Origin of the sequence: Corynebacterium belfantii (genome assembly GCF_041898185.1) — a bacterium.
In the GTDB taxonomy this organism is placed as follows: domain Bacteria; phylum Actinomycetota; class Actinomycetes; order Mycobacteriales; family Mycobacteriaceae; genus Corynebacterium; species Corynebacterium belfantii.
On record NZ_CP157823.1, the window covers coordinates 281,276 to 294,011 of the forward strand.

Sequence of the window (12,736 nt, forward strand, 5' to 3'; positions counted from 1 at the left end):
CTTATGCGTTTTTAGTGAATTGAGGGTTTCTTCTTTTATGGCTGCTAAGACTGGGAACAAGCGTCTGGTCATCGTCGAGTCTGCAACGAAGGCCAAGAAGATCGCACCGTATCTTGGCGATGATTACATCGTCGAGGCATCGGTCGGTCATATCCGTGACCTTCCGCGGGGTGCCGCGGATGTTCCCGCTAAGTATAAAAAGGAGCCATGGGCGCGCTTAGGCGTGAACACCGACAAAGGCTTCGAACCGTTGTACGTGGTCAGCCCAGACAAAAAGAAGAAGGTGGCTGATCTTAAAGCCAAGCTCAAGCTTGTCGACGAGCTCTTTTTAGCCACAGACCCCGACCGCGAGGGTGAAGCCATCGCCTGGCACCTGCTTGAAGTGCTCAAGCCAAAGGTGCCGGTTAAGCGTATGGTGTTTAACGAGATCACAAAGCCTGCGATTCTTGCAGCTGCGGAAAACACCCGTGAGCTAGACGAGAACCTCGTAGATGCCCAAGAAACACGTCGTATCCTCGACCGCCTCTACGGCTACGAAGTCTCCCCAGTGCTGTGGAAGAAGGTTATGCCGCGCCTGTCCGCCGGACGCGTGCAGTCGGTGGCCACCCGCGTGATCGTAGAGCGCGAGCGCGAGCGCATGGCGTTTATCTCCGCCGATTATTGGGATGTGGAGGCGGAATTCGATACCGGCAAGCCTGCACAAGATAGCAACCCAACCTCCTTTACGGGCCGTTTGACGGCTTTGGACGGCAAGCGCGTGGCTACCGGCCGTGACTTTAACGATCGTGGCGAGCTCAAAGGCGACGCGGTGGTCGTCGACAAGCAACGCGCTGAGGCCCTCGTTGAGGAGCTAACCGGTGTTGCGATGAGCGTGACCAAGGTAGAAGAAAAGCCTTATACGCGCCGCCCTTATGCGCCCTTTATGACCTCAACCCTGCAGCAAGAGGCCGGCCGCAAGCTGCACTACACCTCCGAACGCACCATGCGTATCGCACAGCGCCTGTACGAAAACGGCCACATCACCTACATGCGTACCGACTCCACCACCTTGTCGGAGCAAGGTCTCAAAGCCGCCCGTGAACAGGCAATTTCCCTGTACGGTGTCGACTATGTGGCAGACGCACCACGGCGTTACGACCGCAAGGTGAAAAACTCCCAAGAGGCCCACGAGGCGATCCGTCCTGCCGGTGAGCGATTTGCCACCCCAGGCGACCTCCATGGCCAACTCGACGCGGAGGAATTCAAGCTCTACGAGCTGATCTGGCAGCGCACTGTAGCCTCCCAGATGGCGGACGCCAAGGGCACCTCCATGAAGGTGACCATCACGGGTAACAACGCCGAATTCTCCGCAACGGGCCGCACCATCACCTTCCCAGGTTTCTTGCGTGCCTACGTGGAAGTCAGCACGCTTGCCGACGGCCGCAACGTCGCCGACAATGCTGAGCACCATCTGCCACGCCTGGCTGAGGGCGACGGCGTAGAAACCAAGAACCTTGAAGCCGACGGGCACTCCACCAACCCACCAGCGCGCTACACCGAAGCCAGCCTGGTCAAGAAGATGGAAGACCTCGGCATTGGTCGCCCATCAACGTATGCGTCGATCATCAAGACCATCCAAGACCGCGGCTACGTGTACTCCCGAGGCAACGCCCTCGTACCAAGCTGGGTAGCATTCGCCGTGATTGGCCTGCTGGAAAAGAGCTTCGCAGCCCTCGTTGACTACGACTTCACCTCCTCCATGGAAGACGAGCTTGATGAGATCGCAGCCGGCCACGAAAACGGTGCCCACTGGCTCACCGGTTTCTACTTCGGTGATGCTGAAGCCTCCGACGCCAAAGCAGAGTCGATCGCCCGCCACGGTGGCCTAAAAGCACTGGTCGGTGACAACCTCGAGCAAATCGACGCACGCCTCGTCAACTCGCTGCCACTGTTTAAAGACCAAGAAGGCCGCGACGTCAACGTACGCGTTGGCCGCTACGGGCCTTACCTCGAACGCCAAGTTGGCGTGAGTGAAGATGGCGAGCCAGAGTACCAGCGCGCTAACCTCTCGGATTCGACCACCCCAGATGAGCTCACCCTCGAGCTGGCGGAAAAGCTCTTTGCCACCCCGCAGTCCGGCCGTGAGCTGGGTCGCAACCCGAAGAACAACCGCATGATCGTGGCTAAGGAAGGCCGCTTTGGCCCCTACGTCACCGAGCTAGTCAACGACGACGAGCGCACCGAGGTAGAAGCCAAAGCCGAAGAGATCGTCGCCGCTGAACGCGAGGCAGAAGACCTCCAGCGTGCAGCCGAGGGCAAGCGCGCAAAGAACTGGGGTACCAAGACCGCGGCAGCACAAAAAGAAAAGCGCATTGCTCAGATCATCGAGGAAACCCTCAAACCAGGTACCGCCTCGTTGTTCAAGACAATGGAGCCCTCTTCCGTCACCCTCGACGAGGCACTTCAGCTGCTGGCCCTGCCACGCGAAGTTGGCGTTGACCCCAGCGACAACGAAGTGATTACTGCCCAGAACGGCCGCTACGGCCCATACCTGAAGAAGGGCAGCGACTCGCGCTCCCTTGCGAGCGAGGACCAGATCTTTAGCATCACCCTCGACGAAGCACGCCGCATCTACGCGGAGCCCAAACGTCGCGGTCGCGGAGCAACCTCACAATCGGTGATCAAGCAACTCGGCGACAACGACGTCTCCGGCAAGCCCATGTCGGTTCGCGACGGCCGCTTCGGACCCTACGTCACCGACGGCACCACCAATGCGTCGCTACGCCGTGGCGACGACCCCACGCAGCTCACCGAAGCGCGCGCCAACGAACTCCTCTCTGAGCGCCGTGCCAAAGAAGCTGCCGACGGTGGCTCATCGAAGAAAGCGACGAAGAAGACCTCGAAAAAGACCACTAGGCGCGTGGTCAAAGCGGGTGCTCGCAAGAAGAAATAACGAGCATTCGGGGGGCTGCGCTTTTGCTGTGACAAATATGCAAAAATCCGCAAACTATTCCTTTTCGCAGGTAAATGGCGTAGCGTGACAATCAAAGCGTTACGTCATGCAGTTCTTTCCAGCGAAATGTTGTAGATATTATGAGTTCTTTAGGATCCATCCGCACATACGTCCCCGACGCAGATGCCACCGTGGTGGCCAACATGGAAAAGACCTACCGAATCGCGCTCACCCATGCGGACGCGCGCTAGGTTTCCTACAATGACCCCAAAGAATTGGCCACCGTTCGCGAGAACTTTGTCAAGAAAAAGCTCGGCATCACCGACTCCGACGAAGCTATCGACGCCGCCATCGCCGAAGTAGGAAAACGCATCTCAGGGCACAAACCACGCCGTGTGGTCTACTACCTTCTTGCCGAAAAATACGGAAAACTTAGCGTATTCGGCGGCTAAACACACCCCACAACAGTGGAGTAACACACCCCGCCCACACCACTGAACCCAGAACATCAGTGGGGTAATGCACGCCCTGGGTCATCACCACGGCTGCAACGGCAACAATCCCAAGGACAACACCAGCAGCGGCAACACTACGCCACAGTTGGTGTTGTGCCGTTTTCGCAATCAGATACAACGTGATCACCGAGGCCGTCACAAATGCCGTATGCCCACTGGGATACGACCAATCAGCAGGCGTAACCTCCGGAGGGAAACGCAACAACGCATGATCCGGCCGCGGACGCTGGAACACCACCTTCATCACAACCACCGGCACCCAAGTAAGCGCCACCGTCAGCGCATAACACACACCCAGCCACACTTTGCGACGCGCCGCAGCAACCAACGCGGCAATAACCACAGTGGTGAACAACGAAAAACGCGGCTGGAGCCCCGCATAGAGGAACCCCACCACCGAGCCCACCGCACCTTCCTTGTGTACGTTGAAAGCCGCGGTGATGTGGGCGTCGTAAGTAAAACCATTCACCACCACGCCGAGGATAAGGACAAACGCTAAGCCACAAGCTGCAGTCAATCGGTTCATGGGAACCCATTGTGCTCTAGTGGGATTCGGTGCCAGTAATCGGGGTGCGTTTTTTTTGGAGCCATGATCCCGCGACTTCGAACTCAAGAACACAAAAACCCAAGGAAGAGCGGTGCGGCGGGATTTTGGCGACCGTGGATTTTCGAAGTCTTGAGATCGAGGAGGCGACAATTAGGGGCGGGGGATCAAAGCGGAGTGGCTTGAATAAGGCCTCGGAAGCGGTTGAAAAAGTCTCCTAGCGTGATCAGTACACGTGCTTTTTTCTCCACGTATCCGTCGCCAACGGGGCTGAATCGAGACACAGGTCGGAAAATAGTCGTGATTGCGGTGCCAGTTCCGTTGAGTGTTCCGTTGCGGAATGCTTCCTCCATGAATTCATGGGTTGGCTCCGGCTTCAGTTTTTCTTGGGCGATGATGGCGTTGAGCTCGGTATTCATAGCGGAACGGATAAAACGTTGCCATTCTTCCTCGACATCGCTGTCTGCGTTGATGGTGGCAACGAACTGCTCGATGAGGTCGCGTTTGTTGCGGAGCGACGGACTTGAATCAACGGCTCGTGCGATTTCTGTGCGAATTTCCTTGTCGTCGCCATTGCCATGGGATTCTTGATATTTTCGCACTAGCAGCAAGATATAGTCCACATTGATTTCGACCTGTTTAATCAGTTCGATTTCGAAGACTAGATCGTTGTTAATTTTTTCTTTGTCGCTGTTTCGGGTTTGTTTGAAATCGGCGTAAAGATCCAGGTAGATACTGCGATAGTCCTGTTCTTGGCGTTGCGTGAGTAACGCATCATCAGAAAACTGGTCGAAGGACGTAAGAATGTTTTGTATCCGGAGAATCTTTCCGAATAGTTTAATGAAACGCTTTTGGGCGGTTTCGCCAATAATTGGTTGGTCTAATGGATAGTGATCTAGCAGCTCGGTAACATCATGGGTGTACGTGCTTAAGTATTCAGCATAGGGTTTGAGCAGGACCACTCCGCGGGCATCTTTGTTTCCAAATAGTGCAATGGCATCGTTGGTGGCTTCCTCCAAATTGCGGAAGCACACAATGTTGCCGTAGGTCTTTACCGAGTTCAGGATGCGATTGGTGCGGGAATACGCTTGGATCAATCCATGTGCTTTGAGGTTTTTATCAACAAAGAGAGTGTTGAGCGTGGTGGCATCGAAGCCTGTGAGGAACATATTGACAACGATGACTACATCGACTTCTCGGTTCTTCATTCTTAGTGAGAGGTCTTTGTAGTAGTTCTGGAATTTATCCGAGGACGTATCGTAGCTAGTGCCAAAGTAGGCGTTGTAGTCGGCGATGGCTTCTTCAAGATGGCTACGAGCATCCATGGGAAGTGCGTTTGTTTCAAAGCCTTCTTCGCCTAGGATTCCATCGTCATTCGTCTGCGCATTCGGAGCGAATGAGTAAATCATGGCAATCTTAAGTCGCTGAGCTGGTGTGAGTTTTTCTTGGACTTTTTTAAACAGACCATAGTATTTCCAAGCAGCTTCGATGGAAGAGGCCGCAAAAATGGCATTAAAGCCACGAGTTCGAGCGTGAGCTGTGTTCTCTTTTATGCTGCCACGATGACGAGCAGCAGCAATCTCGGGGATGTTGAGAATTATGGAGTGCTGGTAGCTATTATCTCGGCGTGTTTTTTGGTTAAAGTGCTCTAAAGTGTAGCGCGCAATGGATTCCATTCGGTTGTCATCCATGAGTGCTTCTTCGGTGTCGATACCGGTAACTTGCTTATCATTCACATCGCCGATACCAAGGGTATTGACGTAGTCGATTCGAAATGGCAGCACATTTTTATCTGTGATGGCATCCACGATGGTGTAGGTGTGAAGTTTTTCGCCGAATACTTGCTCGGTTGTAGCCGTGAGCTGTTTGCTGTTGCCGCTGGAATTGGCTGCGAAGATAGGTGTGCCAGTAAAGCCGAAGAGGTTGTACTTTTTAAAGGCTTTGGTAATGGCGGCGTGCATCTCTCCGAATTGTGAGCGGTGGCACTCATCGAAAATCATCACGATGCGCTCGTCGTACACCTTGTGCTGTTTGTTTCCAGCAATAAAGTTGGACAGCTTTTGAATCGTGGTGATGATGATGGTGGACTTGGAGTCACTGAGCTGGCGCTTGAGCACATTGGTGGAAGTGTTGGAGTTCGCTGCGCCTTTTTGAAAGCGGTCGTATTCGCGCATGGTTTGGTAATCCAAGTCCTTGCGGTCAACAACAAAGAGCACTTTGGTGACCTCGTCCATGCCAGCGGCAAGTTGCGCGGTTTTGAAAGACGTGAGCGTTTTTCCTGATCCAGTGGTGTGCCAGATGTATCCCCCGGCTTCCGTAGTGCCTAATCGTTTGGGGTAGTTGGTGGAAATTTCGATGCGTTGCAGGATTTTTTCGGCTGCAACAATCTGATAGGGGCGCATCACCATCAGGGTGCTGTCAACGGTGAATACGCAGTATTTGGTAAGAATGTTGAGCAGTGAGCGTTTAGCCAAGAATGTCTTAGCAAAGGCGATGAGGTCGCGGATAGGTTGGTTGTTTGCGTCTGCCCACCATGAGGTGAATTCGAAGCTTTTAGCACCGCGTGCTGGCCGGCCCTCACCATTAGTTTCTTTGATGTGCAGTTGGCGAGTGGTGTTGGAGTAGTACTTGGTGAGTGTGCCGTTACTGATGATGAAAAGCTGGACATAGTGGAAGAGTCCGCTACCAGACCAGAACGATTCGCGTTGGTAGCGGTTGATCTGGTTGAAGGCTTCGCGGATGTCCACACCGCGGCGTTTGAGCTCGATGTGCACCATGGGTAGGCCGTTGACTAGGATAGTAACGTCGTAGCGGTTAGCTTGTTTAGCGCCGCCTTCGCATTTTGCTACCTCGTATTGATTGATTACTTGTAGGTGGTTGTTATGGACGTTGTTTTTATCCAGTAGACGGATATTTTTGCTTGTGCCGTCGTCGCGGGTAAGAACCTGGATGTGGTCTTCGTGAATGCGGCGAGTTTTGTCCGCTAGGGTGTCGTTTTTGCTGGTGATACAAGTTTGATAGAAGCGCCGCCATTCGGCATCACTGAAGGTGATGTTGTTGAGGGCGAGGGTGTCAGGTGTTTTGTGTGTGAGGCTCTGATCCAGAAGGAGTTTCACTGATAATGACTACCGTGTCACCGAGGAAAGGTCATGACCCGAACAGGGTCAACGAGATCAGCACTAAGCTGATGGAAAATCCGGAAATCGCCGAACTGATCGGCGAGTTGTCGACTTCCACCGATGATGCCAGCGACCTGGTCAAAGGTCTTTTGCAGGCATCGATCAACGCTGGTCTGCAGGCTGAAATGGACGCGCATCTAGGATACGCGCACTCTGATCGTACGGCGAAAGCCCAGCTGGGCACCCCGGATGGTGGCAATCACCGCAACGGGTCGTACACCAAAACCGTCAACTCTGGCTACGGCACCTTTGATGTGACTATGCCCCGGGATCGAGCTGGCACGTTTACGCCGCGGATGCTGCCTAAAGGCACCCGCCGTCTGACGGAGCTTGATGACATGATCATCTCCCTGTACGCCGGTGGGATGACCGTGCGCGATATTTGCCACCACCTCGCCACCACCCTCGGGGTGGATATGAGCCCAGATACGATCAGCACCATTACCGACGCGGTGTTAGAAGAGGTCATGATCTGGCAAAACCGCCAGCTCGACGAGTTCTACCCAGTGATCTTCCTCGACGCGCTGCGAGTGAAGATCCGCGATGGCCACCGCGTGGTCAACAAGGCCTGTTATATGGCGGTAGGCGTCGACATGGACGGCATCAAGCACATCCTGGGATTGTGGATCGCAGACAATGAAGGCGCCAGTTTTTGGGCATCCGTGTGCGCTGACCTTGCCAACCGTGGGGTCCAAGACGTGTTCATCGTCTGCTGCGACGGGCTCAAAGGCCTGCCGGAAGCCGTGGAGGCAACCTGGCCGAATTCCATGGTGCAGACCTGTATCGTGCACCTGATCCGGGCGGCCAACAGGTGGGTGTCCTACCAAGACCGCAAACCCGTATCAAGTGCGCTACGGGAGGTCTACACCGCACCGACCGAGGACACCGCCCGCGCCGCCCTGGACGCATTCGAGGCCAGTGAACTGGGCCGTAAATACCCGCAATCGGTCAAAGTCTGGCGCGACGCCTGGGACCGGTTTGTGCCATTTTTGCAGTTCCCGCCTGCGGCACGGCGGGTACTCTACACCACGAATTCGATCGAATCGCTGAATGCTCAACTGCGTAAAGCCACCCGCAACCGCGGCCAGTTCCCGAACGATACCGCCGCACTAAAGACACTGTGGCTGATGATCTGCAACATCGAGGACAAGCGCGCTGCCCAGCGAGCGAAGAAAGCCAAGCGCGAGATCGAATGCAACGGCTATATTGAAGGAGCGAAAGCCACCGGGTGGAAACAAGCCATCAACCAACTAGCCGTGGCTTACCCCGACCGATTCGCGGACTACTTGTAAACCAAGCCCCCCGCACACAAACAATCGGACACTCTCTTGAGGGCTTCTAACTGGGCGCGGAGATTAGCAACAAGATCCTGCTCATTGTGGATGATCAGATACTCGTAGGCTTGGCTTTGCAGAAGCCGAATGAGCTCGTTCTCGAGTTGTGCTTCGCTTTGATAGTCCTCGGCAGTAGGACCTTCTGCGACATATTCGGCGACAACAGTGCTGTGGTCGCTGACAGCAATAGGATCGTATGTAGTCACACGCCGCTTTTCGACGCCCTCCTGGCTCACGCTGCCAACTCCTTAAACGTCAGTAATTGATCCCGATAGTATTCGTATTGTTTCCGGCGTGCCTCGATCTCTGCAGGTAGACCGGATGTGAGGTCGTTCACCAGTGCATCGAATTGATCGAGGATGTTGACGATGCGTTGCTGCTCCTCGAGGGGAGGGATGGGCATTGGGAATGCGAAGAGCTTTCGAGTATCGAGTGAAGCGACTGATCCGCCCGTCTTGCGAACAGTGCGGAGAATATCTTGTGAAGAGTTACGAAGATAGTAAAGAACGAATCTGGGGAGGATTGAAGGATCTGTAGTAACTGCTTTCAAATCTTGGTTAATGGTTACATCAACCAACGCTTGATTTATAGGGAAAGTGTGGTCAAGGATACTAGAACGAGTAACAAGTAGGATGCTTCCTTCAGGAACCATCTTTGCACTGGAATTTTTAACTGCTGCACTGGTAATGAGATCCTGAGAAGAAGTGATTTCATGTCCTCCCATATCCTTTGGCGAAATCCAAGGGATAGTTCCATTGGACCAAAATTCGGGATTCCTTTTAGATGGAGTGCCACCACCAGTCCAAGTTCCGATATCACTCAACGGTGACCACCTAACTCTCTCTCTCTCTCGGTGAACGTCAGCAGTTGGTCACGATAAAACTTGTACTGCTTCTTCCTTGCTTCCAGCTCCGCTTCCAGCGCTTTGAATGTGTCGAGGATCTTTACGATCTCTTCCTGCACTTCCAGCGGAGGAACGGGGATTTTCAGCTTGTTTAGCTTGCTTTGGGTTTGGCTGGGAACTCCGCCTGCCTGATTCATTTCTCCGAGCCCAAGAGTTTGCAGTTCGTAGAATACGAACTTTGGAAGAGCGATCACTTCGTTAATTTCTGTTCTGAAGATTGTGTCAACGACCCAGAAAGGTCCCTCAACATAGAAAAGATTGCCAAGAGACCCCTTTCTCGGAATAAGCACCGAAGGGCCATTCGCCGCTGCTTGGCTAACATGGCGCATGATTCCGCCACTCCCGTAGACAGGGATTTCCCCATCGTCCAGGTGTTTATGGTCCTTTCCATTTTTGATCTTCAGGATTTCTTCCAGCTTCAGATACTCCACACCGTTCGGGCAGAGTTCTTCGATGAGTTTTTCGATTCTGTTCACTTCTGCTCCTTCGGTGCTTGCTGAATCTGCTTCTGAACTGCAGTGATTTCCTTGAGGTAGTCCTTCTCTACGGCGCTGGGTTGGGCATCCATCAAGGACTTATACTTTTCGTATTCACCGTGGGCTTTCGCTATTGCCTGCTGGTGAGACACCGCGCCTGCCCCCTCCAAAGGCTTGCCACCCATCGCGGCAATCATCGTGGTGAGGTGCTCCATCCAATCCGACATGTACGTTGGCTGGTGCATCTGCGCACGGAATTCTGCTGCATCGAAATAAGCTGAGACCAAAGTATTCAGGCGCTTGAGCTCGTCCTCGGCCAAGTAGTTCTTGGCAATCTCTACCTCAGCTTTGGTGATGCGCTCGCCCTTCCAATTGGTCAGGCCCATATTCGGCTTCGTGGCATCAGCACGCCCAAAAACAACCTCAGCTGAGGTGTGCCCGTGAGCGCCGAAATGGAGCTTGTTTTGTACCGTCGCAAAGAACTGTCTACTCACCGCAGCGTGTGGATCGTAGTCCACGCTGGTGGCGTACAAATCCAGTACCTGGCGATGAATAACCTTCTCGCTGGAGCGAATATCACGGATTCGCTCCAGTAGTTCCCGCCAGTACGCTCCGCCTCCGCCTTCTTTCAGGCGCTCATCATCCATAGCGAAGCCCTTGATTAAGTAGTCGCGCAGAACACCTAGAGCCCACTGCCGAAATTGCGTACCTCGCAAGGACTTCACCCGGTAACCCACCGAGATGATCACGTCGAGGTTGTAGTGCTTGACCTGGTAGTTCTTACCATCGGCGGCAGTTGTTCGGAATTTCCGAACAACTGAATCCTCGTCGAGCTCACCTTCCTCAAACACGTGTCTGATGTGCTCAGAGACGTTCGCCTTGGAAGACTGAAACAACTCCACCATTTGCGCCTGGGTCAGCCAGACGGTTTCGTCGATAAGCCGAACTTGGATGCGCGTAGAACCGTCGTCAGTTCTAAACATCACTAATTCGCCTGCTGGCGTGCCCCCCATATCAGGCATCGATACGTTCCCCCTCTAAATCCGCAACAATCTCATCAATTGCCGAGCGCAACTGACTCTGACGCTCCACAATGCCCGCAATCTGCTTATTCAACTCGACAATATCCACAACCTCGCGGGTATCCTCCGGCTCAACATAAGAAGACACCGCAATGTTGTAATCATTCTCCGCAATCTCTTCGGCAGGTACTAGCCGCGCGAAATACTCCACATCCTCACGGGCAGTGAACACATCCAGAACCTTCTTCTGATGCTGCTCCGCCAGTCGATTCTTATTGCCATTGCGCTCAAACTCAGCAGAAGCATCAATGAAAAGAACCGAATTATCCTTCTTCGACTTCTTCAACACAATGATGCAAGTAGCAATAGTAGTGCCAAAGAAAAGATCCGGAGGCAACTGGATCACAGCATCCACAAAGTTGTTATCCACCAAGTACTTGCGGATCTTCTTCTCCGCGCCGCCACGGTAGAGCACGCCGGGGAACTCAACAATGGCGGCAGTGCCGTTAGTCGCAAGCCAGGAGAGAATGTGCATCGTGAACGCCAAGTCGGCCTTCGATTTCGGAGCCAGCACGCCCGCCGGAGCATAACGGGGATCGTTAATAAGCAGCGGATTTGAGTCGCCTTCCCACTTAATGGAATACGGCGGGTTAGACACAATCGCCTCAAATGGTTCATCATCCCAATGAGCAGGCTCCGTTAACGTATTACCCAAAGCGATATCGAACTTTTCAAAATTCACATTGTGCAAAAACATGTTAATGCGAGCCAAGTTATAAGTGGTCAGGTTGATTTCTTGGCCAAAATATCCTTGACGCACGCCGTTTTCACCCAACACCTTCCGGAACTTTAACAATAAAGAACCAGAACCAACTGCAGGATCGTACACCTTATTCACACTGGTCTTACCCACAACCGTAATCCGAGTGAGAAGCTCAGATACCTCTTGCGGGGTGTAATACTCGCCGCCAGACTTACCAGCCTGTGAGGCATACATACCCATCAAATACTCGTAGGCATCACCGAATAAATCAATGGAATTATCTTCAAACCGGCCAAGGGGCATAGCGCCGATCGCATCGAGGAGCTTAGCTAATTTTTTGTTGCGCTCCAGCACTGTGTTGCCGAGTTTCGTGCTATTAACATTGAGATCGTCGAAAAGCCCCTTGAGGTCACTTTCACTCTCAGAACCAACAGCTGAGCCTTCAATGTGATTAAACACGGCCTCGAGAGTCTCATTAAGATCATCGAAATTCTCTTGGGCGCGGGCGCAAACATTCTGGAACAACTGTGAAGGAAGGATGAAATATCCTTTTTCCTGCACAATTACTTCTCTAATGGACTCAGCAGTGGCATCGTCTATCTGGGCATAATCAAAATCAGTATTCCCAGAATCTTGCTCAGGTGCGTTAATATATTCCGTCAAATTCTCCGAAATAAAACGATAAAACATAATGCCTAACACATATGTTTTAAAGTCCCAGCCGTCCACGCTGCCACGTAGATCATTAGCAATCTGCCAAATAGTTTTATGCAGCTGAGCTCGTTCTTGTTCCCGCATGAGTATCCTCGCACCGTCGTTTTATAGAGATCCTCTTAGAGTAGCAACTGCGGTTTACATTCAAATGTTTTCACTAGAAGCAGGGTGCGATTTTTGGGCCACGATCCCGCGATCTCGAATTCAAGAACACAAAAACCCAAGGAAGAGCGGTGCGGTGGGATTTTGGCGACCGTGGGTTTTCGAAGTCTTGAGCTCGAGGAGGCGACAAAGGAGGTGCCAGATATCTCGCCGGATACTAGTGTGGGCCACCTATTCCATACGCATCCGAC

At 53.1% G+C, this 12,736-nt stretch carries 10 protein-coding genes; 3 read left to right on the plus strand and 7 right to left on the minus strand.

What is annotated here, in order from left to right; genetic code table 11:
* The first annotated feature begins 37 nt into the window (after positions 1-37).
* A complete protein-coding gene (topA, locus tag ABMV07_RS01545; protein WP_197688824.1) occupies positions 38-2,932 on the plus strand; it encodes a type I DNA topoisomerase in 2,895 nt (964 codons plus the stop codon).
* A 275-nt stretch (positions 2,933-3,207) separates the two neighbouring features.
* Complete coding sequence (locus ABMV07_RS01550) at positions 3,208-3,384, plus strand: DUF2853 family protein (RefSeq protein ID WP_229254932.1); 177 nt, start codon at positions 3,208-3,210, stop codon at positions 3,382-3,384.
* On the opposite strand, the gene ABMV07_RS01555 is transcribed toward ABMV07_RS01550, so the two are convergent.
* Positions 3,365-3,973, minus strand: a complete 609-nt coding sequence (locus ABMV07_RS01555; RefSeq protein ID WP_088267975.1) for a phosphatase PAP2 family protein — start codon at positions 3,971-3,973, stop codon at positions 3,365-3,367. The two genes, ABMV07_RS01550 and ABMV07_RS01555, sit on opposite strands and share 20 nt — an antisense overlap.
* Before the next feature lie 185 nt (positions 3,974-4,158).
* Positions 4,159-7,107 (minus strand): type I restriction endonuclease subunit R, encoded by a 2,949-nt coding sequence (locus ABMV07_RS01560; protein WP_374064827.1) that lies wholly within the window; start codon positions 7,105-7,107, stop codon positions 4,159-4,161.
* Positions 7,108-7,112: 5 nt separating this feature from the next.
* On the opposite strand from ABMV07_RS01560, the gene ABMV07_RS01565 reads away from it, so the two are divergent.
* Positions 7,113-8,462, plus strand: coding sequence for an IS256 family transposase (locus tag ABMV07_RS01565; RefSeq protein ID WP_374064828.1), 1,350 nt, complete (start codon positions 7,113-7,115; stop codon positions 8,460-8,462).
* Here the strand turns inward: ABMV07_RS01565 and ABMV07_RS01570 are convergent.
* Genes ABMV07_RS01570 through ABMV07_RS01590 form a run of 5 tightly spaced genes read right to left on the minus strand, consistent with a single transcriptional unit; the run spans position 8,453 to position 12,467 of the window.
* Positions 8,453-8,740: a hypothetical protein gene (locus ABMV07_RS01570; protein WP_374064829.1), complete on the minus strand. Its 288-nt coding sequence runs from the start codon at positions 8,738-8,740 to the stop codon at positions 8,453-8,455. The two genes, ABMV07_RS01565 and ABMV07_RS01570, sit on opposite strands and share 10 nt — an antisense overlap.
* The gene (locus ABMV07_RS01575) at positions 8,737-9,327 is read right to left on the minus strand and encodes a restriction endonuclease subunit S (protein WP_197695475.1); all 591 of its coding nucleotides are present in this window, start codon (positions 9,325-9,327) and stop codon (positions 8,737-8,739) included. The genes ABMV07_RS01570 and ABMV07_RS01575 overlap by 4 nt, the downstream gene beginning before the upstream one ends.
* Complete coding sequence (locus ABMV07_RS01580; RefSeq protein WP_374064830.1) at positions 9,324-9,884, minus strand: restriction endonuclease subunit S; 561 nt, start codon at positions 9,882-9,884, stop codon at positions 9,324-9,326. The genes ABMV07_RS01575 and ABMV07_RS01580 overlap by 4 nt, the downstream gene beginning before the upstream one ends.
* Positions 9,881-10,906, minus strand: a complete 1,026-nt coding sequence (locus ABMV07_RS01585) for a virulence RhuM family protein (RefSeq protein ID WP_374064831.1) — start codon at positions 10,904-10,906, stop codon at positions 9,881-9,883. The genes ABMV07_RS01580 and ABMV07_RS01585 overlap by 4 nt, the downstream gene beginning before the upstream one ends.
* The gene (locus tag ABMV07_RS01590; RefSeq protein WP_088267972.1) at positions 10,899-12,467 is read right to left on the minus strand and encodes a type I restriction-modification system subunit M; all 1,569 of its coding nucleotides are present in this window, start codon (positions 12,465-12,467) and stop codon (positions 10,899-10,901) included. Before ABMV07_RS01590 ends, ABMV07_RS01585 begins: the two co-directional genes overlap by 8 nt.
* Positions 12,468-12,736: the final 269 nt, after the last annotated feature.

Bases quoted from the DNA above. Each gene is read 5' to 3' on its own strand.
- topA (WP_197688824.1), top strand. From the start codon at position 38: ATGGCTGCTAAGACTGGGAACAAGCGTCTGGTCATCGTCGAGTCTGCA.
- ABMV07_RS01555 (WP_088267975.1), bottom strand. From the start codon at position 3,973: ATGAACCGATTGACTGCAGCTTGTGGCTTAGCGTTTGTCCTTATCCTC.
- ABMV07_RS01565 (WP_374064828.1), top strand. From the start codon at position 7,113: ATGACTACCGTGTCACCGAGGAAAGGTCATGACCCGAACAGGGTCAAC.
- ABMV07_RS01585 (WP_374064831.1), bottom strand. From the start codon at position 10,906: ATGCCTGATATGGGGGGCACGCCAGCAGGCGAATTAGTGATGTTTAGA.
- ABMV07_RS01590 (WP_088267972.1), bottom strand. From the start codon at position 12,467: ATGCGGGAACAAGAACGAGCTCAGCTGCATAAAACTATTTGGCAGATT.